This is a genomic window from Glycomyces sambucus (assembly GCF_900102815.1).
GTDB classification, from domain to species: Bacteria; Actinomycetota; Actinomycetes; order Mycobacteriales; family Micromonosporaceae; genus Glycomyces; species Glycomyces sambucus.
On sequence record NZ_FNGF01000002.1, the window covers coordinates 959,212 to 983,058 of the forward strand.

Here is a 23,847-nt window from a genome sequence, read left to right on the forward strand (position 1 = left end):
AGCACCGCCACATGAGCGCCGAACGCGTACTCGCCATCTCGCCGCGAAAGTCCGGAACCCACCTGCTGCAGCAGCTCATGGTGCGGCTCGGGTACGGCATCTACGGCGAACCCGTCCCGCCGGAGGCCGGCCGCGCGGCGTTCAGCCTCCGCGAGCGCGTGGAGCTGGCGGAGCGGTTCGCGGCTCCCGCCGAGTTCGCGGACGTCGACGTCAGAAGCGACACCGACGAGTTCGTCCGCCGGACCGACCGGCTGCTGGTGCAGCTCGGCTGGGTCTGGCAGGTCAGGCTCGCCGCTCGGAACCTGTCGAACCTCGACCTGCTCATGCCGGACGCCGATTTCACCATGGAGATGTCACCGCTGGCGTGGACGCGTCCGTTCAACCAGACGCCGCCGCGGTTGTGCTGGATCTTCCATTCGGTGGACATCTGGAAGATGGACCAGCGGTTCCTCCACGAGTGGACCGTCGAAGGCGAGCCGCGGATCGTCCTGAACATCCGCGACCCGCGCGACGCACTGGTCTCGATGGTCGACTTCTTCGCCGGCGAGGGCGGCCTGAAGTTCCGCAGGTTCCCCGAGTCGGCGGTGTTCGGCCCGATCCTGCAGAGCATCCCCGAGACCGCCGACCGGATCACCTACGCGCTGCACGACCCCGCCATGCCGCTGCTCGCCGACTACGAGGCGGCGATCAGCCTGCTGCACCACCCCGAGGTCTGCACCGTGGCGTTCGAGGACCTGGTCGGCCCGCGGGGCGGCGGCAGCCGGGACGCCCAGGTGGAGGCGACGCGCCGCGTCGTCGCGCACGTGGACTCCGGTCTCGACCCCGAGCACCTCGTCGACACGCTGTTCGACCCCGGGTCCTTCAGCTTCCACAAGGGGCGGATCGGGCGCTGGCGCGAGGTCTTCACCGCCGAGCACGAGGCGCTGTTCGCGCAGCGGTTCGGTCATCTGCTGAAGGTGTTCGGCTATGAGCGGTGACATCCCCGGGCCCCTGGCCGATCGCGCCCGGGCCGCGGCGGCGCTCATCGCGGAGCGCCTGGCCGACACCGACCGCGTCGAGCAGGCGGTCCGCGCCTCGGTCGAACGGGCCGCCAACCCCTTCGGCTGGGGCGGCCCCTCCCTGCTCGGAGGCCACGCCGGACAGGCGCTGTGCTTCGAGTACGCCGCCCGCGCCGACCGCGGCTCGGCCCGGCGGTGGCGGGCGGCCGCGAAGGAAGCACTGCGCTCGGTGGCCCGCCACACCCGCGAGACGCCGCTGACCGACGCGAGCTTCGGCTACGGCACCGCCGGCCTGGCGCTGGCGCTGTCCGAATGCGCCGCGCACGAACCGGGCTACGCCCGCGCGCTGGCGTCGGCGCACGCGACGCTGGCCGAGCAGGTCCACGGGCTCCCCCGGCTCCGCGAACCCGACGGCGCCGACCCGCTGCGGTACGACCTGATCCAGGGCGGCGCCGGGGTCCTCGGCTACCTCGCGTCCGTTCCCGACCCGGACGCGGCGCTGCGGTCGGCCGCCGAACGGCTTATCGACGACCTCGCCTGGAGGTTCGCTCCCGTCACCGCCCGGAACGGGAACGACCGCAGGTACGTGGCGCCGCGGTTCCTCGAATACCCCGAGGACGCCGCGCGCTATCCGGACGGCTACCTCGATCTCGGCCTCGCCCACGGCATCGCAGGGCCCCTCGCGGCCCTGAGCCGCGCCTGGAGGGCCGGCTACCGGCGGCCCGGGCTCTTCGAGGCCCTGCGGCACACCGCCGACCAGATGGTGGCGTGGAGCGTGACCGACGAGTGGGGCCGCAACTGGCCGCGGATCCTGCCGCTGGACGCGGTCGGCGCGCCGCTGCCGACCGCCGGCCCGGTCGGGCGCCTCGCCTGGTGCTACGGCGCTCCGGGGATCTGCTCCGCGCTGCTGGACGCCGCGATCGCGCTCGACGACGACCGGCTTCGGTCGGTCGCCGCCGACGGGCTGCGGTCCGACCTGTGCCGGTCGCTCCGCGGCGACCGCCGCATGGATACGGCCACCTTGTGCCACGGGGCGGCGGGCGTGCTGACGATCGCCCAGAAGTTCGCCGCGCACGGCGACGCGGCGATCGTCGCGCACCTCGCCGACCTGACCGAGCGCGTGCTCGACGGATGCGACCCGGAGCTGCCGCTGGTGGTGCAGCAGATCCACACCAACGCGCGGGAAACCGGCCTGGACACCCCGAGCGTGCTCGAAGGATCGGCGGGCGTCGCATTGGCACTGTGGACGGTTGTCGGAGACACCGACCGGCGATGGCACCGGGCCCTGCTCGTCGACTAGGACAGGAGAACGCGATGGCGACTTCAGCGGAGACCGGGGCAGGCGCCCGCGCGGCGTACACCGCCGGGGCGTTCCTCATGCTGCGGGCCCCGGTCCTGCCCGTCGAGGAGTTCCTGTGGTTCACCGGCGCCGACCGGGGCGACTCCCCCGAGCGGCTTCGGGACACCGGGCGCGAACGGCTCTGGGAGCTGGCATCGCGGCCGCGGGTCGCGCACGCCCTGCACATCGCGAGCGCGGGCCTGACCGAGCAGTTGCGGTCCCTGGACGGGCGGGCGCCGACCGGCGCGTCGGGCGACCGGATCTTCGCGACCCTGCTGCGCTACGCGACGCGGATGTCGACCCGGCCGACACCGCTGGGGCTCTTCGGCGCGGTGGGCATGGCCCGGTTCGGGCCCGCCACCACGCTCGCGCTGCGCGCCGACCCGGTGCTGCGGACCAGGACGCGCGCCGATTCCGCGTGGCTCGCCGAGATCGTGGCCGAGATCGCGGCCGAGCTCGAGCGCGACCCGTCGCGGTTCGCGGACCTGCCGGTGCGCGCGAACGACCTGACGTACCGGGTGGGCGGGCTCGCGGTGCTCGTGGCCGGCGAACCGGGCAGCGCGACACGGGTCACCGTGCACGTGACGCCGCCGGTCGAGGCGGTACTGAACCTGGCCCGGGACGGCATCGGCTTCGCGGCGCTGCTGTCCGAGATGGAGCGCCGTTTCCCACGGGTCGGTCGGGAACGGGTCCGCGGGCTGCTGGCGCAGTTGTGGGAGCGGCGACTGCTCATCGCCGACGTGAGCGCACCGATGCGCTCGCCCCTGCCGGAGGCCGATCTGGCCGAGCGCCTCGCAGGCGCGGCCGGGCACGCGCCGGTCGCGGCGGACCTGCGCCGCTCGCGCGAACTCGCCGACGCCGTCGACGCGGCCCGCGGGGCCGCCGGACCGGACCTGCTCGACCGCTACGCCGCGCACCAGCGCCGGACGTCGACCTACAAGGGCAGGTCGACGTACCAGACCGACACCGCGCTCGCACTGACCGCGACCGGCCTGTCCGAGCGCGTCGCGGCCACGGCCGCAGAGGCCGCCGAACTGGTCATGCGGCTCAACTGCGTGAGCCCGCGGCAGCCGCACCTCGTCGATTACCACCACGCGTTCCTGGAGCGGTACGGCTCGAACGCGGAGATCCCGCTCCTCGAAGCACTGAGTCCGGAACGCGGCATCGGCCCGCCCAACGGGTACCTCGGTCCGCCCCGCGCCGTCCCCCTGCCCGCGCGCCCGCCGACACGGCACGACCGGCGCGACAGGGCCCTCGTCGACCTGGTCACCGGGGCCGTGCACCGCGGCGACCGCGAGATCGACCTCTCCGACGCGGACCTCGCGGCGCTGACCGTCTGGCCGGCCGATTCCTCGCCCGCCGGACGGCTGCCCTCGCTCGACCTGTACGCCAGGATCGCGGCGGCGTCGGGCGAGGCGATCGACCGCGGCGACTGGCGACTCGTTCTGGCCCCCAGCGCGTTCCAAGGACTCCAGAGCTTCGGGCGGTTCGCCGACCTGCTCGATGAGGACGCCCTGGCGGCGGTGCGCGCATTCGCGCGGGCCGAGGAGGCCCTGCATCCCGACGTCACGTTCGCGGAGCTGAACAGCGCGCCCTGGCGGGCCCGCCTCGGCAACCTCATGGGCAGGCCGCCGATCAGGGAGTGGGAGGTCTGCGTCAACGCCGAGCCGGCGCTGCCCCCCGACCGGCGGATCCCGCTGTCGGACATCCTCGTGGGCGCCACCGGCCACATGTTCTACCTGCGGTCGCGCCGCACCGGCGGGCGCCTGGCGGTGACCAGGTCGCACGCCGTGACCGCGTCGCAGGGGCCGAACGTCGCCCGGGCGCTGCTGGAGCTGTCGGAGGACATGTTCGCGGTCCCGTCGATGTTCCACTGGGGACCGATGAGCGAGGCGCCCTTCCTGCCCCGCCTCACGCGCGGGAACATCGTACTGAGCCCGGCGTACTGGACCCTCGGGCCCGACGCGATCGGCGGAGCGGCCGCGAGGGACGCCGACGACGGCTTCGAGGCGTTGCAGCGCTGGCGGACCGAGTGGGGGGTACCGCGGTACGTCTCGCTGACCGAGGCCGACAACCGGCTGCTGCTGGACCTGGAGCGACCGCTGTGCGCGGACGCGCTGCTGCGCGAGGTCCGCCGCGCCGGCCGGAAGTCCCGGCCCGCGCCGGTGCGCTTGTACGAGATGCTGCCCGACTTCGAGCAGATGTGGCTGCGCGACGAAAGGGGCCGCCGCTACCAGGCGGAAGTGGTCGTCCCGGTCATGCCGGCGTCGGTCCAGACCGATCACGCGCCCGTGCCGGCCGCCCCGGCCGTGCCCGGTGGCGCGGCCGAGCCGGTCGCCGCGGCGGTCTCGCGCCGCTGCCTGCCGGGCGGCGAGTGGACCTTCCTCAAGCTGTACACCGCGGCCACACAGCAGGAGGACGTCCTCACCGGTCCGCTCCGGTCCCTGCTGGCGGATCTGCGGGAGGAGGGCCTCGTCGACGGCTGGTTCTTCGTCAGGTACGCCGACCCGCAACCGCATCTGCGACTGCGGTTCCACGCCGCCGACGCCGCCGCGGCACCCGCGGCACCCGCGGTGCCGTCCCGGTGCGCCGCGTGGGCCGCAGCGCTGGTCACCGCCGGGTGGGCGTCGGACTTCGGCTTCGCCGCCTACGACCGCGAGCTGGAGCGGTACGGCGGCGCCGACGCGTTCACGGCGGTCGAGCGCGCCTTCCACGCGAACAGCGAGGCCGCGCTCCGACTGCTCGCGGCGTTGCAGGCATCGGACCTCGAACGCGACTTCGCCTGCGTCGCGGCCTTCCACGCACTGTGCCGCAGCTGGGGTGCGGACCCGCTCGCGCACGCCGGGGCCAGGTGGAGCGGCGCCGCTTCGGACGAGGTCCGGCGGCGGTTCCGGGCCGCCCGACCGCTGCTGTGGGAGCTGCTCGAGCCGGGCGGACCCGCTCCGGACCCGTCCGCGCAGCGGCACGCGGCGATGCTCGAACCGGTCTTCGCCGCGCAGCACGGCGCGCTCGCGGAGGCGGGCGGCCTGGTGCGCAAACTGGCGGGCGGCGGGCGCCTCCACGGCACCGAGGGCGAACTGCTGGAGAGCCTGCTGCACATGCAGGCGAACCGGCTGCTCGGTATCGACCACGACGACGAACGCGCATGCCGCGACCTGTGGAGTCTGACCGCGCGGGCGATCGGGAACCGGGCCGCCGCCGTTCGCGAACCCTTCCGAACCGCACCGCCCACAGGGAAGAGAGACTGATGCTCGCCGAAGACGCCGACCCGGAGCTGGTCGCCGAGAAGCTGATCCATCCGCAGTTCCCCCGCTCCGCCGCGTACGACCCGGTGTGGCAGGGTCGCTACGCCCTGGGGCCGAACCCGCTGTGGCTGACCGAGTCGCTGTCGGGCCTGCTCGACCTGTCGCCGGGGATGCGGGTGCTGGACCTGGGATGCGGCTGGGCGACGAGCGCGATCTTCCTCGCGAAGGAGTACGGGGTCGACGTCGTGGCCGTCGACCAGCGGATGCCGCCGCACCTGAACTGGCCGGTCATCGTGGAGGCCGGAGTGCAGTCGCAGGTCATGCCGCTCCAGGCCGAGGCGCACGACCTCAGGTTCGCGCGGGGGTACTTCGACGCCGTCGTCAGCATCGACGCCTACCACTACTTCGGGACCGACGAGCTGTACGCGGGCTATCTCCAGCAGTTCCTGGCGCCCGGCGGGGTGCTCGCGTTCGTGACATTGGGCCTGGCCGAGGAGATCGACGGCGTCGTCCCCGAGCATCTCGCCGACGCCTGGGAGCCGGACTTCCACGCGTTCCACAGCCCCGAGTGGTGGCGCGCGCACCTCGGCCGCTCCGGGCAGCTCGACGTGGAGCACGCCGACCTGCTCCCCGACGGATGGAAGCACTGCATGCGCTGGCATGAACTGGGAGCGCAGGCGGCAGAGCCGCAGTGGCGGGGATTCTGCGAGGGCTGGGTCCGACGGTTCGGGATCGACCGGGGGCGGACCATCGGCCTGCCGCGGGTCGTGGCCCGCAAGCCGCCTGCGTGAGCAGACCCGGCGCGGGACGAGGGCCGCTTCGAGGCAGGAGGGCGGGCTCCGCCGACCCGGGGGGACGGCGGAGCCCGGTCCTATCAGTGGTTGCAGCAGTCGTTGTCGTTGACGCTGTACCCACCGGACGCGACCTCCGCCTGGGCGGGGGTCGCGGCGAGCGCGATGCCGCCGAGCGCGAGCGCGCAGGTGGCCGCGGCCGCGAGCAGTCGTCCCATCACCTTGGTGGTCATTGTCGGCTCCTATCGGTTCGTTGAAGGGATACCGGACCAGCCAATCGAAGGGCCGCTTCAACACTGCTTCGCATTCGCTTCACTCCGGCGGGACGCCGTTCTTACCTCGATCGTCATGCCTTGGTCGCCGCGACCGGCTCGCGCACCGCGGGGCCCTCAGTCGCGTCGGTGCGGGCCGCTCCCCCGGCGTCCCGGCGTGTTCCGCGCGGGAGTCGGCGGTGGCAGACCAGCGCGACCGCGGCCAGGGCGAGGGCGGGCAGCAGGTAGGCGGCCCGCACGGCGGTGGTGAACTCCGCGGCGAGTGCGGGGTCGAGGGGGCCGAGGCGGGCGGCGGTGTCGTAGTCGTCGGCGTCGAGGCGCAGCATGAGCACCGCTTGGAGGAGGGCGCCGACCGCGGCGCCGCCGAGGGCCCCGCCGAGCATGCGCACGGTGTTGAGCGCGCCGGAGGCGGCGCCGGTCATGTCGGGGCGGATGTGCGCCATGGCGAGTGCGGCCGGCGGGGCGAAGGCCACGCCCATGCCGACGCCGAACAGCACCAGGCCCGGGAGCAGCGCCGCCCATCCGCGGTCGGGCCCCGCGGCCGCGGGCAGCAGCGCGAGCCCGCCCGCCATGAGCCACAGGCCGGTCAGCAGCGGGGCGCGGCCGCCGTAGCGGTCGGTCAGGCGGCCCGACCACGGTGCGAAGGCCAGTGACGCGACCGGCGGGACCGCCACGACCATCCCGGCGGTCAGCACGTCGAGGCGGGCGACGACCTGGAGGTGCACCGCGGTCACGAACGTCATGGCCGCGACCGCGCTCACCAGGACGGCGCCCACCGCGCCCATGAGGAGGAAGGCGCCCGCGCGGGCCAGCGCGGGCGGGACGAGCGCCGCGTCACCCCGCTTACGCTGCATCGCGGCGAACCAGGCCAGGCCCGCCGCGCCCGCGCCGATCGCCCACCACAGGCGCTGCCATTCGAGCAGGCCCGCGACGAGGAACAGCAGCGCCGTGCCGAGCACGATCGCGCCCTTGAGGTCGAAGCGGGACGGCCCGGCCGTCCGCGGGTTCGGCAGCATCCGGGCGAACGCCAGCGCGGCGCCGATCGGCACGACCCCCGCGGCGAACGCGCCGCGCCAGCCGACCGTGTCGACCAGGAGCCCGCCGACCGCGGGCCCGGCGGCCACCGCGAGGCCGGCGACCACGCCCCAGATCCCGAGGACGGTGCCGCGCCGGTGGGGCGGGAAGACGTGGACCACCATGGTCAGGGCCTGCGGGGTGACGGCGGCGGCGCCCGCGCCCTGGACCGCCCTGGCGGCGATGAGGGTCGCGGCGTTCGGGGCGAGGGCCGCCGCGACCGCGGCGAGGGCGAACAGGACCGCGCCGCCGAGGAGGAGGGGCCGCGGGCCGATCCGGTCGGCGAGGCGCCCGGACGCGGGCGTGAGCACGGTGAGCACCACGGTGTAGCCGTTGATGAGCCACAGCGCGTCGGCGAGGTCGGCGCCGAGGTCGCGGGCGGTCGCGGGCAGGGCGATGGATACGAAGGTGACGTTCGCGCCGATCGCGAACGTGGCGAGCAGGAGCACGGCGAGGACCGCCCACTGCCGCGTGCCGGTGCGGGGGTCCTCTGGAGGTCGAACGGTTCTCATCCTCGAAGCGTGATCTCCGAGCGGACCAATGTTAAGGTCCACTGCCATGGCCGAAGACTGGACCACTTTCAGGGAACTGCTCGTCGCCGACGCGAACCGATCGGCCCCGGGGCGCCGCCGCAGCGGCCTGGAGCACGCCCTGCGCGAGGCGGTGCGCACCCGCACCCTCCACCAGGGGACTCGTCTGCCGTCTTCGCGCGACCTCGCGGCCCAGCTCGGCCTCTCGCGCGGCACCGTGACCGCGGTGTACGAGCAGCTCACGGCGGAGGGGTACCTGCACGCGAAGCGGGGCTCGGGCACGCGGGTGGCCCTGCTCGGCGAGGCGGGCGCCGGACCCGCGCCCGCGGCATCCAGCGACCGTCCCTTGTGGCCTTACGATCTCGGGCCCGGCCTGCCCTCGCTCGGGGCGTTCCCGCGCAGCGCCTGGCTGTCGGCCATGCGCGCGGCGCTCGCCGGTCTCGGCGACCACGAGCTCGGCTACCCCGACCCGGCCGGGCTGCGCGGCCTGCGCACCGAGCTCGCGGCCTACCTCGGGAGGGTCCGATCGACCCATGCGGGCGCGGACGACCTCGTGATCACGCACGGGACGTTCGCGGCCCTCGCGCTGGTCCTCGGCGGCCTCGAAACCGGGGACCGCGTCGCCGTGGAGGACCCGAGCGGGCCGGACCTGATCGAGGCGATCCGCTCGCACGGGCTCGAAGCGGTCCCGGTCCCGGTGGACGACGAGGGCCTGCGCACCGACGCGCTCGCCGCGACCGGCTGCCGCACCGTGGTCGTGACCGCGTCCCACCAGTACCCGCTCGGGGTCACGATGAGCGCGCGGCGCCGCCGCGCCCTCGTCTCCTGGGCGCGGCGGTGCGAGGGCACGATCATCGAGGACGACTACGACTCCGAGTACCGCTACGGGCGGGTCGCGCTCGGCGCGCTCCAGGGCATGGCGCCCGAACGCACCGTGTACCTCGGGACCCTGAGCAAGACCCTCGCCCCGGCCGTCCGGCTCGGCTGGATGGCCGCGCCGCCGCCGCTGCGCGACGCCTGCGTGCGCCGGGCGTCCCTGACCAGCCGCGGCTGCTCCGCGCTGGAGCAGTCGACGTTCGCGAACCTGCTCGCCGGGGGTGCGTACGACCGTCACCTCCGCCGCACCCGGGCGCACTACCGGCGCCGTCGCGACGCACTGGTCGAGGCTTTGGCCGAGCACCTGCCCGAATGGGAGCCGATCGGCACCGACGCAGGACTCCACGTGGTCGTCCGCCTCCCTTCGGGCCCCGACACCGAGACCGCGCGGCGGCTCGCCGCCGCCGGGGTGCGCGTCGCGCCGCTGTCGGCGTACCGCCACCGGGAGCCCGGGTTCCCGGGACTGGTCCTGGGGTTCGCCGGGCTCAGCCCCGACCGCCTGCGTGCGGCGATAGCGACGGCCGCCAGGACGCAGCGCGCGTGACGAACACGCGTTGGCGCGCAACGCGAATCGTCTCGGGGCCAGCGGCGTCGACGGCCTTCTAGTGGCGGCCTTCGCGTTCGCGGTACTCGCGCGCCGACAGGCCGTGGAAGCGGGTGAAGGCGGCACTGAACGTGGGCAGGTGGGTGTAGCCGACGCGGCGCGCGACGGCGCCGGGTCTGGCGCCGCCGTCGAGCAGGTCGCGGGCGATGCGCATGCGGGCGGCGTAGCGCCAGCGGGCGAACGTCATGCCGGTCTGCTCGCGGAACGCCCGGTGGACGGCCGCGGAGACGTCCTGATCGGCCGGTTCGCCGCTCGTGCCGATGCGGCGCAGGTAGTCCATCGCCGCCTTGCGCGCGTCCCGGTCGGCGGGCATGGTCACCGACAGCGCCCGCTGGGCGGCGACCTGCTCGGCGAACAGGCCGAGGAGGTGGCGGGGGTCGTAGTCGTCGGGTTGGAGTCCGGACCGGGCGCTGACCGAGCAGGACATCAGGTAGTCGGTCCAGGCGGGCGAGAACCGCACCTGGAGCGGCTCGGTCAGGCGCAGGTCGCCGGTGTCGGCCTCCCCCAGCGGGAGTGAGATGGAGTTCTCGCGGAGGCCGGTGACGTGCTCCGCGTCCGCGGGGATCCAGGTCGCGACGCCGCAGGGCCGCTCGTAGCGGGTCCCGCCGAGGTCGACGTAGCCGCTGCCGCGGTACATCCAGGTCAGCACGTGCCGGTCGTTGACGTGCGGGGGCGTGCGGGCGGCGGGCAGCGGATCGGGCGCGGCGGACGCGCCGTGGCCCTGCACGATCCGCACGAGGTCGCCGGTGCGGCGCGCCAGCGCGGCGCGCTGCGTCAGGTCGATGCTGCCGGAGCCGGCGGCGAGCCGCCGCTTGAACTCGTGCGGGGTCGGCCCATAGCGCTCCTTGAACGCGCGGGTGAAGCCGTTGCGGCTGGCGAAGCCGACCCGCGCGGCGACCTGGCCGACGTCGAAGCCCGCGGCGAGGAATTCGACGGCCGCGATCAGGCGGTTGCGCAACCGCCACTGCTCGAAGGTGAGTCCGGTGTCGGCGAGGAAGTCGCGGCGGAGCGTCCGCGGGCTCGAGAGCGCCCTGGTGGCCCACTGCGCGACGGTGAGGTCGAGCGCGGGATTGCGGATCAGCTGCTCGGCCACCGCCCTGGCACCGGTGGCCCGGGGCATCTCCGGCAGGGCGAGCGGGGACTCGCCGCCGCTGGGGCGGCGGAGGAGGCCGGTGATCGCGTCCTGGAAGCGGGCGCCGCCGCTCAAGGGGGTGACCTGGAGGTTGTAGTGCTGGATCAGCCAGTCCTGCCGTTCGGCGGGCACGTCGAAGCGCGTCGGTTCCGGGAGCGAGCCGTCGTCGGGGTGGAGCCACAGGGGGAAGGCGACGGTGCCGGGCTCGGTGAGGACCGCGCGGTGGTCCCATCCGTCGGCGGGGATCAGCACGCCCTGCCCGGCGGCGAGGTGGAACCTCGCGGCGCCGTCGATGTGTATGTGGGCCATGCCGACGCGGACCCAGATGAGCAGCGCGCGGCGGGGGTGCCCGGTCGAGTCGGCCCGCGCCGCCGGGATGGGCGGCGGATCGCTCGCGTCGGCGGGCAGCGGCGGGGAGGTCACGGTCCTAAACAATACGGCAGTCTGCGCACGCCAATCAAGTTTAGGATTGCCTAACCTTAGCTGTGGTTCGCCGCCGACGACGGCGCGCGGCCCTGCCAGCCCCGATGCGACCGGAGAGCCCTCATCATGCCGAAGACCTCACGCCGACTCACCGTGCACGCGCTGACCCTGCGCGAGGCCGAGGTCGTCCGGGTGCGGGACCTGACACCGGGGATGCGGCGGATCACGCTGGGCGGCGACCAGCTTCGCGCGTTCACCTCGGCCGGCGGCCACCCGCGGCCCGCGTTCGACTCGCTCGGCTTCGACGACGACGTCCGGCTGGTCTTCCCCTACCCCGGGCGGACCGAACCGGTGCTGCCTGTGCAGCGGGCGACGGGCGTGGACCTGCCCCGGGACCCCCGCCCCCTGACGCGGGCGTACACCGTCCGGCGCTGGGACGCCGCGGCCGGTGAACTGGACGTGGACTTCGTCAAGCACGGCATCGGGATCGGCACCACCTGGGCCTACCGGGTGCGGCCGGGCGACCGGATCCACCTCTACGGCCCGTCGGCGTCGCGCTCGCTGCCGGAGGCCGCGGACTGGCTCGTCGTCGCCGGGGACGACACCGCGGTCCCCGCGATCGCGCGGCTGCTCGACGAGCTGCCGGGCGACGCGCGGGCGCAGGTGTTCATCGAGGTCGCCGCCGAAGACCAGCGGCTGGAGTTGCGCGATCTCCCCGGCGTGGAGGTGACCTGGCTGGTGCGCGGCGAAAGGGGTCTGGTGGACGCGGTCCGGGACTGCGCCTGGTGGGACGGCCGGCCGTTCGCCTGGGTCGCCGGGGAGCACACCGCCGTGCGGGACCTCCGCCGCCACCTGGTCGAGGACCGCGGCATGGCGAAGGAGGACGTCGAGTTCACCGGGTACTGGCGGCACGGCGAGGTCGTCGCCCTCGACACCGACGCGGCGGTGCCCGACCCGGCGAAGTCGGCGACCCCGTTCGAGCGGCTGCACGACCTCACCGAGATCGTCGCGCCGGTCGCGATCCGCACCGCCGTCGAACTCGGGCTCCCCGACCTGATGTCGCGCGGCGTCACCGGCACGGCCGACCTGGCCGCCCGGACCGGCGCCGATGCGCGGGCACTGGGCAAGCTGCTGCGCTACCTGCACGCCCTCGACGTCGTGGCCGAGACCGGGCCGGGCCGCTACCGCCTGGCCCCGGTGGGCGAGGTGCTGACCAACGACTTCATGACCGACGCGCTGCACCCGGAAGGGGTGCGCGGCCGCGAGATGCTCGGCATCCACGGGCTCACCGAGTCGATCCGCACCGGCCGCGCCGCGTACGCCTCGGTGGCGGGCCGGACGTTCGCCGAGGTGCGCACCGGGCAGGACTACGAGGACCGCTACCTGGAGCGCCTCGCGAAGTTCCAGCCCGCGCTCACCGAACCGATCGCGAAGTCCGAACTCCTCGATGGAGTCGGCCACCTCGTGATCCACTCCGGCGGCGCGGGAGCGCAGGCCGCCGGGTTCGTCGCCGCCCACCCGGACCTGCGCGTGACGATCTGCGCGCTGCCCGCCCAGGCCGACTGGCTGCGCCGCGACCTCCCCGACACCCTCCCCGAGGCGGCCCAGCGGGCGCGCGTCGCCGTGGTCGAGCAGTCGGTGTTCGAGCCGAGCCCGGCGGCCGACGCGGTGTTCGTCAGCCGCGTGCTCAAAGCGCTCCCCGACGCCGACGCCGCGCACGCCCTGCGCCGCGCGGCGACCAATCTCGCCCCCGGCGGCCGGGTGCTGCTGGTCGAGGAGACCTTCGGCACCGAAAACCCCGATGTTCACGGCCCTGATGAACACGACGGCGAGGCGGACCTGCTCGCCCTCGCCGTCCACGGCTCCGGCCTGCGCACCGCGGCCGAACTCGACGCCGTGATCGCCGCCGCCGGCCTGACCTGCGCCCAGGCGCACACGGTCGGGTGGGGCACGACCGTCCGCGAACTCGTCCCGACCCGTCCTGCGACCGCGCGACCGCCCGTCGCGTAGTCACGGCTCCACCGCACACCCCCCGAACCCGATACGAGAAGAAGGCGACGCCAATGTCCCTGATCCCCAACCGAAGCCGGGCCGCGGCCCTGGCCGCGGGCCTGCTCGGCACCGTCCTCGCCCTGACCGCGTGCGGCAGCGGCGACGACGCGACCGAGTCCGACGTCGAGACCCACACCGTCCAGGCCGACAACGGGGCCGTCGAGGTGCCCGTCGACCCGCAGCGGGTCGTCACCATCGGCAACACGACCCTGCCGTTCATCGACATGGGCGGCGAACCGGTGGCGGTCACCGAGGTGAGCGAGTCCGAGCGGGCCCTCATCCCCGAAGCGCAGCAAGCGGTCTACGAGGGGGCCGCGGTCCTCGCCTCCAGCGCCGACCAGGTCGACATGGAGGAGCTCGCGAGCCTCGAACCGGACCTCATCCTGGCCCAGTTCCCCGCCAGCGAGTTCGAACCGCTCCAAGAGCAGCTGGAGACGATCGCCCCCACGGTCTTCTGGGGGCTCGACGTCGAATGGAAGGCCCTCGCGGACGGCCTCGGCGAGGCCGGCGCCGTGTCCGACGCGCTCGACGAGCAGAAGGCGGCGTTCGACGAGCGGATCGCCGGGATGCAGGCGACCTACGCCGAGGTCATCGCCGGCACCTCCTTCGTCAACGTCGACCGCTGGGCCAGCTCCGACGCCGGGACCTTCTCCATCTCCGACTTCGGCTGCGTCGAGATCGCCCAAGGCGACCTCGGCATGGACTTCCCGCAGGCGGCAGAAGGCGAAGACCCTCTCGGCTGGACGTCACTGCCGTTCGAGCAGATCGCCGGACTGTCCGAATACGACGTCATCACCTACCCCGTTGATGCGGAAGGGAACCCGACCGAGGCGTTCGCGCCCGTGGTCGAGACCAACACCTGGCAGGCGCTCCCGGCCGTGGGCTCGGGCCACGCGCTCGGACTCTTCTGCCCCGGCAACAACTCCTACGGGTCCGTCCTCCAGTACCTCGACTCGCTCGAGGCCGCCCTGGCGACCCTGCCGACCGAGTAGTGGCAGCACTCGCCCTGCGGCACGACGGTCCGGACACCGCCGCGGTGTCCGGACCGCGCCGCCGCGCGCTCGGACTGACCGCCGCGCTCGTACTGCTGCTGGTCCTAGTGGTGCTGAGCGTCATGATCGGGTCGACCACGATCGCCCCGACGGTCGTCTGGGACGCCCTGGTCCACCCCGCGGCCGACATTGACCAGTTCGCGATCCGCGACTACCGGCTGCCGCGGACCGCGGTCGGGCTCGTCGTGGGCATGGCGCTCGGCGTCGCGGGGGCGCTGATCCAGGCGGTGACGCGCAACCCCCTGGCCGACCCCGGCATCTTCGGCGTCCACGCGGGCGCCTCCTTCGCGGTGACGGTCGCCGTGGGCGTGTTCGGGGTCTCCGGCGTCGCGGGCTACATGTGGTTCGCCTTCGCGGGGGCGCTGGCGGTCACGCTGCTGGTCCTGGCCCTCGGGTCCACCCGGCGCGGCCGGTCGCCGGTGGTCATGGTCCTGGCCGGGGTGTGCGTCGGCGCGGTCCTCGGCGGCGCCAGGGACGGGCTGCAGCTGACGGACCCGGACGCGTTCGACGCGATGCGCTCCTGGGTCGCCGGCTCGCTCGTCGGCCGCCCCCTCGACGTGGTCTGGCCGGTCCTGCCGCTCTTCGCGATCGCACTCGTCCTCGCGTTCGCCGTCACGGGCCCGCTCAACGCCATGGCCCTGGGCGACGACCTGGCGAAGTCGCACGGCGTGCGCCTGGTGCGCACCCGCGTGCTCGCGGTCGCCGCGCTCACGCTGCTGGCCGGCGGCGCGACCGCGATCGCCGGTCCGATCGGGTTCGTCGGGCTCATGGTCCCGCACGTGGCCCGCTGGCTCGTCGGCCCCGACCAGCGGTGGATCTTCGCCTACAGCGTCCTCCTCGCTCCGAGTCTGCTCCTCGCCGCCGACATCCTGGGCCGGATCGTGATGCGCCCCAGCGAGATCCCCGTCGGGATCGTCACCGCCTTCGTCGGCGCCCCGGTCCTCCTCGCCCTGGTGCGGCGCAAGAAGGCGAGCGGGCTGTGAGCACCTCCTTCACGCATGCGCGCGCGACGCAGACCGCGCCCGGGGAACGCGTGGACTTCGGTCGGCGCGTGCTGGTGGTGCGGCGCCGCGGGATCGCGGTGCGGCTGGAGTGGCGGTCGGTCCTCGTCTGCGCCGCGCTCGCGCTCGCGGCCGCCGGCATGGCGGTCCTCGCGCTGATGACGGGGTCCTACCGGCTCGGCCCCGACCAGGTGCTCTCCGCGCTGGCCGGCGGTGAGACCGGGCTCGTCCACGACATCGTGGTCGAGTGGCGCCTGCCCCGGGTGGCGGCCGCACTGGTGTTCGGCGCCGCGCTCGGCGCCAGCGGCGCGGTGCTCCAGTCGCTGCTGCGCAACCCGCTCGCCGACCCCGGCATCATCGGGTTCACGCAGGGCTCCTACACCGGCGCGCTGATCGTGATCCTCGTCGTCAACGGCACCTACTGGCAGCTCGTCGGCGGCGCGCTGCTCGGCGGCATGGCCACCGCCCTCGCCGTGTACGTGCTCGCCTACAAGCAAGGGGTGCAGGGGTTCCGGCTGATCGTCGTCGGCATCGGCGTCTCCGCCATGCTCGAATCGCTGAACATCTGGCTGGTCCTCAAGGCCGACCTGGAGCAGGCGATGGCCGCCGCCGCATGGGGCGCCGGCTCGCTCAACGGCGTCTCCTGGGACCAGGTCGCGATCGGAGGCGCCGCCATCACCGTCCTGCTCCTGCTCGCAGGGCTGCTGAGCCGGCCGATGCGGCAGATGGAACTGGGCGACGACGCCGCGGCCTCCCAAGGGGTCCGGGTCGCACCGGCCCGCCTGTGGCTGATCGTGGTCGGCGTGGCGCTGACCGCGACCGTCACCGCGGCGTCGGGACCGATCGTGTTCATCTCCCTCGTCGCGCCCCAGATCGCCCGCCGACTCGCCCGCACCGCGCGGATCGCCCTCGCCCCCGCCGCCTTCGTCGGCGCGCTGCTGTGCCTGGCCGCGGACTACATCGCCCAGCACCTCGCCCCGACCCCCCTGCCGGTCGGGGTCGTCACCGTCGTACTCGGCGGCGGCTACCTCGGCTGGCTGCTGTTCACCGAAGCCAGGAGACGCCTGTGAGCACCCCGACCAGCACCGGTGACGGCCCGCGCCTGCGCGTGGAGTCGGCGACGATCGGCTACGACAAGCGCGTCATCAGCGAGGGCCTGTCGGCCGCGATCCCCGACAAGTCGTTCACGGTCATCATCGGCCCCAACGCATGCGGCAAGTCCACCCTGCTTCGCGGCCTGTCCCGGCTGCTCAAGCCGTCGGCCGGGCGGGTGGTCCTCGACGGCGCCGACATCAACTCCTTCAAGACCAAGGAGGTCGCGAAGCGGGTCGGCCTGCTCCCCCAGACCTCGGTCGCCCCCGACGGCATCACCGTCGCCGACCTGGTCGCCCGGGGCCGCTATCCGCACCAGGGGTTCATGCGCCAGTGGACCGAGGACGACGAGCGGGCCGTGCTGCGCGCCATGCACCAGACCTCGGTGACCGACCTGTCCGGGCGGGCGGTGGACGAGCTGTCGGGCGGGCAGCGCCAGCGCGTGTGGGTGGCGATGGCGCTCGCGCAGCACACGGGCATCATGCTGCTCGACGAGCCGACCACCTTCCTGGACATCACGCACCAGATCGAGCTCATGGAGCTGTTCACCGACCTGCACCACGTCGGCCACACCCTGGTCGCCGTCCTGCACGACCTGAACCACGCCGCCCGCTACGCCACCCACCTGATCGCGATGAAGGAGGGCCGGATCGTCGCCGAAGGCGCCCCCGAGCAGGTGGTCACGGCCGAACTGGTCGAGGAGGTCTTCGGCCTGCGCTGCCTGGTCGTGCCCGATCCGGTCGCCGGCACCCCGCAGGTGGTGCCGCTGGGCCGGGACCGGACCCCGCGATTCGAAGTGGAGAGTGGAAGCCGTGGCTGACCCGTCCGTCGAGAGGCTGGCCTCCGGCGAGTGGAGCCCGGAGCGGTTCAGACGGCACCTCGCGGAGGCGGGTGCGCCGCTCGTCGCGCGGGCCGGCGCGGGCGAAGTGGACGTCACCTTCGTCGACGAGCCCGGAGCGGACCGGACCGTCGCCCTCGCGGTCGCCATCGGGGAACGCATCGGCCGCAACAGGGTCGAGGAGGCGTTCACGGCGGTGCCCGGGACGCCGTTCCAGGTCCTCACGCTGCGGATGCGCTCGGATCTGCGCTTCTCGTACGTCTTCACACGGCGAGACGCGACGGGGGAAGAGGAGCAGGTCGCGGACCCGTTCAATCCTGCGCCGCGCTTCGCCGAGTATCCGGAGCCGCGGTTCTCCGGGTCGTCGGTGGCGGCGCTGCCCGATGCGGTGCCGCTGCCGTGGCTCGCCGCGGCCGAAGCGGGGCCGGCCCCGGCCCTGGAGTCGGCCGTGTTCGCGAGTGCGGTGCTCGGGAACGAGCGCCGCGTCTGGGTCTCACCGCCTCCTGGGGACCTCCCCGCGGACGGCTTGCTGCCCTTCGTGATCCAGTTGGACGGCACGCCCGGCCACAGTGCGCCGAGCGTGCGCGACGCCCTCGTCCGGGCCGGGCTCGTCCGGCCGTGCGCGGTGGTGCTCGTCGATGCGCTCGGGGCGCAGCGCTACACGGAACTGCTCTGCGATCCGGCGTTCTCGCGGATGCTGGTCGAGGAGCTGCTGCCGTGGCTGCGCGAGCGGTACCCGCTCTCGCCTGACCCCTCGGACGCGGCGCTGGCCGGGGAGAGCTTCGGCGGGCTGTGCGCGGCCTGGACGGCCCTGCACCACCCGGCCGCGTTCGGCAACGCGATCCTCCAGTCCCCTTCGTGCGGGTACCACCCTGACGTCAAGTGGGGCACCGGGGACCTGCTGCGCCGCGCTCCCGTGCCGACGCTGATGGCCGACTTCCTGGCCGTCGAACGGGCGCCGGTCCGCGTCTTCCACGACGTCGGCGAGCTGGAGGCGTCGCTCACCCACAGCCGCTGGCTGGACGGGGTGCTCACCGGGAAGGGCTACGACACGCGCTACGTGGAGTTCGCGGGCGGGCACGACTACGCGTGGTGGCGCGGGCTGTTCGCCGACGCGCTGCGCTGGTGCTTCCCGCCCGCGGCGCTCGGGCCTCGAAGCGCGGACACCGCGGGCCGGGGTCCACTGTGACCCCTCACCCCGACCCGGCGGGTCTGGGTCGGGGGCGCCTGACCCGGCGGCTGCCGGTGCTGCTGCTCGCCCCGCCGGAACCCGGCGAAACCACACCGTTCGCGGCCGAACAAGGGACCGCGCCGGGCCGGTTCCTGCTGCGCGTGATCCTCTCGGCGCCACGGGTCTCCGTCCCCGCGATGCTGCTGGCGATCGTGTGGCAGGTGGGCGAGGCGGCGGTCCCGGTGGTGACGGGCCTCGCGATCGACCAGGCGCTGGCGACCGGAAGCGAAGGCCGCCTGGTGTTCTGGCTCGGCGTGCTGGTGGCGCTGTACCTGGTGCTGACGACGGCGGCGAAGCTCGCGAACCGGCTGACCGCCTACCTGGTGCAGGTGCTCCAGCACCGGCTCCGCGCCACCCTCTCGACCGCGGTGCTGCATCCGGTCGGCGGCGCGGTCCGACCGCCGGACGGCGCGGTCGTGTCGGTGATGACCAATGACGTGGCCCGGCTCGCCAACGGCGGCATCCTGCTGGTGATGCCCGCGGCGAGGATCGCCGCCATCGGGTTCATCGCGGTCTCGCTGCTGGCGGCGCACTGGGCGCTCGGGCTGATGGTGCTGGTGGGCGCGCCCGTGGCGGTGTGGGCGATGGGGATGCTCAGCGAGCGGTACTCCCGGGACACCCGCGAGTACCAGGGGCTGCTGGCCTCCACCGTGGGGCGCGCCGCGGACCTGGTCGCCGGCTACCGGGTGGTCAAGGGCGTGCGGGCCGAAGCGGAGGCGACCAGGCGCTACCGGGAGGCGAGCCGGGAGACGCTCGTCGGGGCGCAGCGCAACGCGGGTCTGCTGGGGCGGTTCCTCGTCAGTTCGGGCGCGGTCAGCGGCGTGTTCGTCGCCGCGGTGACGGGCCTGGCGGGCTGGTTCGCGGTGCAGGGGCGGCTCAGTACCGGCGCGCTGATCGCCGCCGTCGGCCTCACCCAGGCGCTGCTGCCGCAGATCCAGTCGATCGCGAACGTCTCCATCCCCAATCTCGCCGGAGCCCGCGCCGCATCCGCACGCGTCCTCGACGCGCTCGGGAACGGCGCATCCGGCGAGCACGAGGCGGAGGAAGCGGACGGCGCCTCGACGCCGGCTCCCGGCGTGCTGGAGATCAGCGGGTGCGGCGCACCCATCAGAGTGGAACCCGGTGAGCTGGTGGGCGTGCGCGCGGGCGACCGCACCGCCGCCCGGATCGTCGGCGCGCTGCTGAGTCCTCGGGCCGACGACGAGATCGAAGTGCGTCTGGACGGACGGGCGGCCCGAGAACTGTCCCCTGTGCACTACCGCTCGCGCGTCACCGTCGCACCGCACCGGGCGACGCTGTTCACCGGCACCATCCGCGACAACGTCACCGTCGGCGGCAGACCCGAGCTGTTCGAAAGCGCTTGCGAGGCAGCGGCATGCGGTGACTTCGCCGCCGACGCCGACAGCCCGGTGGGCGAGGACGGCAACCGCCTCTCCGGCGGCCAGCGCCAGCGGATCGCCCTCGCCCGGGCCTTGGCGACCGACGCCCCGGTGCTCGTGCTCCACGACCCGACCACCGCGGTCGACCCGGTCACCGAGCAGGCCGTCGCCGAGCGGCTGGCCGACTTCCGTTCCGGCCGTTCGACACTGGTGATCGCCTCGTCGCCGGTCCTGCTCGGGGCCTGCGACCGCGTGGTCGACCACCTGGGGGACGGGCCGGTCCGGACCGCTCGCGAACGGTCCATGGCGCCATGACCGACTCCTCCACAGTGGTTGGTCAAGGGCTGCCCGTCGCGTCCGGCCGCCGGACGGCCCGGGAGTTGTGGCGGCTCAGCCGCGGGCACCGGCTCCCGCTCGCCGCCGCCGGGGTGCTGGGGGTCGTCGGCACCGCCGTCGACCTGGTCGGGCCCCTGGCGATCGGCTTCCTCATCGACCGGGTGCGGGCCGGTGCTGCGGACCTGGGCACCGTCCTGGCGGCCACCGCTGTCTTGGCGCTCGCGGCGGTCCTCGGCGCGGTCGGCACCGCGGCGACGATCGTGCTCGCCACCCGGGTCTACCACGCCGTCCTCGCCCGGTTGCGCGAGCGGCTGGTGGGCCGCGCCTTCCTGCTCCCGCAGCACGAGGTGGAGCGGGCCGGGACCGGGGACCTGGTCTCGCGGTCCAGCGACGACGTGACCGCCGTGGCCGATGCCGCGCCCGCGGTGATCCCGGTCCTCACCGTCACCGCGTTCACGATCGTGGTGTCGCTGGGCGGGCTCGCGGCGCTGGAATGGCCGTATGCGGCCGCGTTCGCGGTCGTGCTGCCGGTCTACGCGCTCGCGATGCGGTGGTACCTGCGGACCGGGCCGCGGGTGTACGGCGCCGAGCGCGCGGCGATGAGCGCGCGTGCCCAGCAGATCCTCGAATCCCAGCGCGGCTACGCCACCGTGCTCGGCCACGGGCTCGGCGAGCGGCGGCACCGCGCCGTGACGACCGCTTCGTGGGCCGTCGCGGTGCAGGCGCTGCGGGCGCGGACCGTGCAGAGCATGCTCAACGGCCGCTTGAACTTCGGCGAGTGCTTGAGTCTGGCCGCGGTGCTCGTTGTGGGCTTCGTCCTGGTCGACCGCGGCGCCTCCACGGTCGGTGGCGCCACCGCCGCGGTGCTGCTGGTGCTGCGGCTGCTCGGGCCGGTGAACCAGGTGCTGTTCGTCGTCGACACCCTCCAGTCCGCGCTCGCCTCCCTGAACCGCATGGTCGGCGTCGTCACGATGCCGGTGCCTCCGGCTCCGCCCGGCGGCGCTGGCACTGGCACTGACGGCACTGTTGTGCTCGGCGGGGTCGTGTTCGGCTACGGCGACGGTCCGCTCGTCCTCGACGGCGTCAGCATCGACATCCCTGCGGGCCAGCGGGTCGCGGTCGTCGGGGCGTCCGGGGCGGGCAAGACGACGCTCGCCGCGGTGATCGCCAGCATCCACGTGCCCAGCGCCGGGACAGTCGCGCGGCCCGAGCGGACCGCGGTGATCTCCCAGGAGGTCCACGTGTTCGCCGGGACCGTGCGCGACAACCTCACCCTCGCCGCTCCCGGGGCCACCGACCGCGACCTGCGCGCCGCGCTCGCCGCCACCGGTGCGACCGGGCTGCTCGATCTGCTGCCGGACGGCCTCGACACCGCGCTCGGCGCGGGCGGGCACCCGCTCACCGATGCGCAGGCGCAGCAGCTCGCGCTCTCCCGTCTGCTGCTGGCCGACCCGGACCTGGCGATCCTCGACGAGGCCACCGCCGAAGCCGGCTCCGCGCACGCCGAACGGCTCGACCGCGCGGCGCAGGCGGTCGTGGCCGGCCGGACCGCGCTGGTGATCGCGCATCGCCTCGCGCAGGCCGCGGCCTGCGACCGGATCCTCGTCATGGACGGCGGGCGCATCGTCGAGTCCGGCACCCACGCCGAGCTTCTGGCCGCGGGCGGCCGGTACGCCCGGTTGTGGGCGGCGTGGCGAGCGTTAGCGCGGCGGGCGGATGCGGGGCGCGGGGTTGTGGACGCCCTTGGGGCGGTAGCCGAGCCGGTCGGCGATGCCGGCGAGGTCGCAGAGGTACCACAGGATCGCGAGCCACATCTCGGTGCCTTGGAGGCCCGGGGCGGTGTCGGGGCGGTCGCCGGCCCGGGGCGTGGTGAAGCCGAATCCGGTTCCGGGGGTCCAGTCGGCGAGGACCGACGCGATGAGGGTGCGGGCGTGCGCGGTGACCTCGTCGGTGCGGTGGCCGGACTTCCTGGTGAGCCACAGGGGGTAGGCGACGTCGAGGACGTTGCAGGCGTTGAGGCGGTCGGGGGCGAACCGGGTCCGGTCGTCCAGGTGCCGCAGGACCGTGTCGACGACGCGCTGCGGGTGCGGCACCGCGAGTCCGAACTGGCCGAAGGTGCCGCGCACGGCCCGGTACCAGCCGTTGACGGTCAGGAGGAGGTCGTCGTGGTCGATGCGCCCCCACATGCCGGTGCCCGGGTCGACGCGGGTGAGCATCCACCCGAACAGGGCCTCTTCGGTACCGGTGGGGTTGCCGTTGCCGCCCAGGCGGTTCCAGGCCATGGCGGTGCCGAGGGCGTCGGTATGCGCTCCGGCGGTCCAGGGGTCGGTGTCCCAGGGGAGCGCGTCGAGCCAGGCGGCGACCGCGGGGGCGGAGTCGGCGGGGCGCAGTGCGACCGGGTGCGCGAAGGCGCTGCCGAGGAGGTCGAGGGCGTACCCGACGCTGAGGACGTGGTAGGCGGCGCCGCCGTCGTCGAGGTCCTGGCCGCCCGGCCGGTGGGCGCCGTGCCCGTCGAGTTCGCCGACCAGGCCGGTCCGGGGGTCCTGCCAGGAGCGGAGCCGGGCGATCTGCTCGTCGGCGGGGAGCTGGCGGGGGGCGGTGCCGAGCAGGAGGTCGGCGATCTCGATCGCGTCGCACTGCGCGCGCACGTTCGGCGCTTCGCCCGGGCGGTCGCTGAAGAGGGCGGCCTCGGCGTTCCAGCACCGCTCCAGCAGCGCCTCGGCTTCGGTGCGGGCGCGGTCGGCGAAGGCGGCGACCTCGCCGGCGAGTCCGCGGTCGGTCTCGCGGTCCGCGCCCGGTGCGCCGTTGCGCCACTTCAGGACTCGGGCCGGGCTGCCGCCGACGATCGCGCCTTCGGGCACGTCCTTGGTGACGACCGCCCCGGCTGCCAGCACCGACTTGCGCCCGACGGTGACGCCGTCGAGCACGACCACGTGCGAGCCGATCCACACGTCGTCGCCGATCGTGATCCCCTGCGAGGTCAGCCCCTGCGCGGAGAACGGCGTCTCGTAGTCGCCGATGACGTGGTTGAACGCGATGATCGAGGTGTGGGCGCCGATGCGGACGCCCTCGCCGATCGTGATGTCGCCGCGCACGACCGTGTAGGGGTTGATCGAGCAGTCGGCCCCGAGCACGAGGTCGCCGCTGAGGTAGGCCCCGGCGGCGACGTAGGTGCGGTCGCCGAGGCGCAGGGCCTCGTTCTGGATCGCCGCCAGCGGGGAGACGAAGCAGTCGCCGCCGAACTCGTACCCGCGCTCGGCCTTCAGCGACTCCTGCAGCCGCCGCTGCTCCTCGCGCCGCTCTTCCGGGGCGTCCTCCCAGAAGTCCCACGGCGAGAAGTCGAAGTGGTGCTGCTCGTAGGGGAGGGCGGCGCCGGTCGGATCGGCAGGCATGGAACCTCCAGGTCGGGGACGGTTGCGAGCTTTTGTCAGCATAAGTGACGTGCCCGGCGCACGCCACGCCGTTATCCGGCCGATCCCGCTCTCGTCCGCGTCCTCCGGGCCAGCCGATGCCAACAGCGCCTTGAGATCCTGCCATCCGCCGGAAGTGAACATCGCCGCTGAGGAACGTGCCCGCCTGGCC

The 23,847-nt window shown here is 74.2% G+C and carries 16 protein-coding genes and 1 pseudogene; 13 read left to right on the forward strand and 4 right to left on the reverse strand.

Translation table 11 applies throughout. From position 1 onward, the window contains the following. Nucleotides 1-11: 11 nt before the first annotated feature. From BLS99_RS09600 to BLS99_RS09615, 4 genes are read left to right on the forward strand one after another with little or no spacing between them, the layout of a single operon-like run. The gene (locus BLS99_RS09600; protein ID WP_091047522.1) at nt 12-977 is read left to right on the forward strand and encodes a hypothetical protein; all 966 of its coding nucleotides are present in this window, start codon (nt 12-14) and stop codon (nt 975-977) included. Continuing rightward, nucleotides 967-2,298 (forward strand): lanthionine synthetase C family protein, encoded by a 1,332-nt coding sequence (locus tag BLS99_RS09605; protein ID WP_091047526.1) that lies wholly within the window; start codon nt 967-969, stop codon nt 2,296-2,298. The genes BLS99_RS09600 and BLS99_RS09605 overlap by 11 nt, the downstream gene beginning before the upstream one ends. A gap of 14 nt (nt 2,299-2,312) precedes the next feature. Beyond that, nucleotides 2,313-5,585 (forward strand): lantibiotic dehydratase, encoded by a 3,273-nt coding sequence (locus tag BLS99_RS09610; protein ID WP_176953277.1) that lies wholly within the window; start codon nt 2,313-2,315, stop codon nt 5,583-5,585. Further along, complete coding sequence (locus BLS99_RS09615; protein ID WP_091047533.1) at nt 5,585-6,373, forward strand: SAM-dependent methyltransferase; 789 nt, start codon at nt 5,585-5,587, stop codon at nt 6,371-6,373. The genes BLS99_RS09610 and BLS99_RS09615 overlap by 1 nt, the downstream gene beginning before the upstream one ends. 83 nt (nt 6,374-6,456) lie before the next feature. Here BLS99_RS09615 and BLS99_RS26155 read toward each other — a convergent pair whose 3' ends face one another. Together BLS99_RS26155 and BLS99_RS09620 are read right to left on the reverse strand one after the other, a co-directional pair. Beyond that, complete coding sequence (locus tag BLS99_RS26155) at nt 6,457-6,606, reverse strand: hypothetical protein (RefSeq protein WP_176953278.1); 150 nt, start codon at nt 6,604-6,606, stop codon at nt 6,457-6,459. Between the two features lie 113 nt (nt 6,607-6,719). After that, nucleotides 6,720-8,231: an MFS transporter gene (locus BLS99_RS09620; protein ID WP_176953279.1), complete on the reverse strand. Its 1,512-nt coding sequence runs from the start codon at nt 8,229-8,231 to the stop codon at nt 6,720-6,722. A 46-nt stretch (nt 8,232-8,277) separates the two neighbouring features. Here BLS99_RS09620 and pdxR point away from each other — a divergent pair, with 46 nt between their 5' ends. Continuing rightward, entirely contained in the window at nt 8,278-9,669 is a 1,392-nt protein-coding gene (gene pdxR, locus BLS99_RS09625) for a MocR-like pyridoxine biosynthesis transcription factor PdxR (RefSeq protein ID WP_091047540.1), read from the forward strand. A gap of 58 nt (nt 9,670-9,727) precedes the next feature. On the opposite strand, the gene BLS99_RS09630 is transcribed toward pdxR, so the two are convergent. After that, nucleotides 9,728-11,296, reverse strand: coding sequence for an AraC family transcriptional regulator (locus BLS99_RS09630; RefSeq protein ID WP_218126377.1), 1,569 nt, complete (start codon nt 11,294-11,296; stop codon nt 9,728-9,730). Nucleotides 11,297-11,410: 114 nt separating this feature from the next. Here BLS99_RS09630 and BLS99_RS09635 point away from each other — a divergent pair, with 114 nt between their 5' ends. The 8 genes and pseudogenes from BLS99_RS09635 to BLS99_RS27610 form a co-directional block, all read left to right on the forward strand. Then, a complete protein-coding gene (locus BLS99_RS09635) occupies nt 11,411-13,294 on the forward strand; it encodes a siderophore-interacting protein (RefSeq protein WP_091047544.1) in 1,884 nt (627 codons plus the stop codon). Between the two features lie 53 nt (nt 13,295-13,347). Continuing rightward, the gene (locus BLS99_RS09640; protein ID WP_091047547.1) at nt 13,348-14,328 is read left to right on the forward strand and encodes an ABC transporter substrate-binding protein; all 981 of its coding nucleotides are present in this window, start codon (nt 13,348-13,350) and stop codon (nt 14,326-14,328) included. Beyond that, nucleotides 14,328-15,371 carry a FecCD family ABC transporter permease gene (locus tag BLS99_RS09645; RefSeq protein WP_245712193.1) on the forward strand — a complete coding sequence of 348 codons (1,044 nt, stop codon included), beginning with the start codon at nt 14,328-14,330 and terminating at the stop codon, nt 15,369-15,371. The genes BLS99_RS09640 and BLS99_RS09645 overlap by 1 nt, the downstream gene beginning before the upstream one ends. Next, nucleotides 15,368-16,459, forward strand: a complete 1,092-nt coding sequence (locus tag BLS99_RS09650; protein ID WP_218126378.1) for a FecCD family ABC transporter permease — start codon at nt 15,368-15,370, stop codon at nt 16,457-16,459. Before BLS99_RS09645 ends, BLS99_RS09650 begins: the two co-directional genes overlap by 4 nt. Next, a complete protein-coding gene (locus BLS99_RS09655; RefSeq protein WP_218126379.1) occupies nt 16,456-17,301 on the forward strand; it encodes an ABC transporter ATP-binding protein in 846 nt (281 codons plus the stop codon). The genes BLS99_RS09650 and BLS99_RS09655 overlap by 4 nt, the downstream gene beginning before the upstream one ends. Continuing rightward, on the forward strand, nt 17,294-18,508 hold the full coding sequence (locus tag BLS99_RS09660; RefSeq protein WP_143034725.1) for an alpha/beta hydrolase-fold protein: 1,215 nt from the start codon (nt 17,294-17,296) through the stop codon (nt 18,506-18,508). The genes BLS99_RS09655 and BLS99_RS09660 overlap by 8 nt, the downstream gene beginning before the upstream one ends. Beyond that, complete coding sequence (locus tag BLS99_RS09665; protein WP_218126380.1) at nt 18,505-20,244, forward strand: ABC transporter ATP-binding protein; 1,740 nt, start codon at nt 18,505-18,507, stop codon at nt 20,242-20,244. Before BLS99_RS09660 ends, BLS99_RS09665 begins: the two co-directional genes overlap by 4 nt. Beyond that, a pseudogene (locus tag BLS99_RS27610) lies at nt 20,241-21,689 on the forward strand (ABC transporter transmembrane domain-containing protein); the annotation flags it as partial. The gene BLS99_RS09665 and the pseudogene BLS99_RS27610, both read left to right, overlap by 4 nt. A gap of 276 nt (nt 21,690-21,965) precedes the next feature. Here BLS99_RS27610 and BLS99_RS09675 read toward each other — a convergent pair. Continuing rightward, nucleotides 21,966-23,657, reverse strand: coding sequence for an acyltransferase (locus tag BLS99_RS09675; protein WP_091047556.1), 1,692 nt, complete (start codon nt 23,655-23,657; stop codon nt 21,966-21,968). Nucleotides 23,658-23,847 lie beyond the last annotated feature (190 nt).

Bases quoted from the DNA above. Each gene is read 5' to 3' on its own strand.
- BLS99_RS09600 (WP_091047522.1), top strand. From the start codon at position 12: ATGAGCGCCGAACGCGTACTCGCCATCTCGCCGCGAAAGTCCGGAACC.
- BLS99_RS09605 (WP_091047526.1), top strand. From the start codon at position 967: ATGAGCGGTGACATCCCCGGGCCCCTGGCCGATCGCGCCCGGGCCGCG.
- BLS99_RS09610 (WP_176953277.1), top strand. From the start codon at position 2,313: ATGGCGACTTCAGCGGAGACCGGGGCAGGCGCCCGCGCGGCGTACACC.
- BLS99_RS09615 (WP_091047533.1), top strand. From the start codon at position 5,585: ATGCTCGCCGAAGACGCCGACCCGGAGCTGGTCGCCGAGAAGCTGATC.
- BLS99_RS26155 (WP_176953278.1), bottom strand. From the start codon at position 6,606: ATGACCACCAAGGTGATGGGACGACTGCTCGCGGCCGCGGCCACCTGC.
- BLS99_RS09620 (WP_176953279.1), bottom strand. From the start codon at position 8,231: ATGAGAACCGTTCGACCTCCAGAGGACCCCCGCACCGGCACGCGGCAG.
- pdxR (WP_091047540.1), top strand. From the start codon at position 8,278: ATGGCCGAAGACTGGACCACTTTCAGGGAACTGCTCGTCGCCGACGCG.
- BLS99_RS09635 (WP_091047544.1), top strand. From the start codon at position 11,411: ATGCCGAAGACCTCACGCCGACTCACCGTGCACGCGCTGACCCTGCGC.
- BLS99_RS09640 (WP_091047547.1), top strand. From the start codon at position 13,348: ATGTCCCTGATCCCCAACCGAAGCCGGGCCGCGGCCCTGGCCGCGGGC.
- BLS99_RS09675 (WP_091047556.1), bottom strand. From the start codon at position 23,657: ATGCCTGCCGATCCGACCGGCGCCGCCCTCCCCTACGAGCAGCACCAC.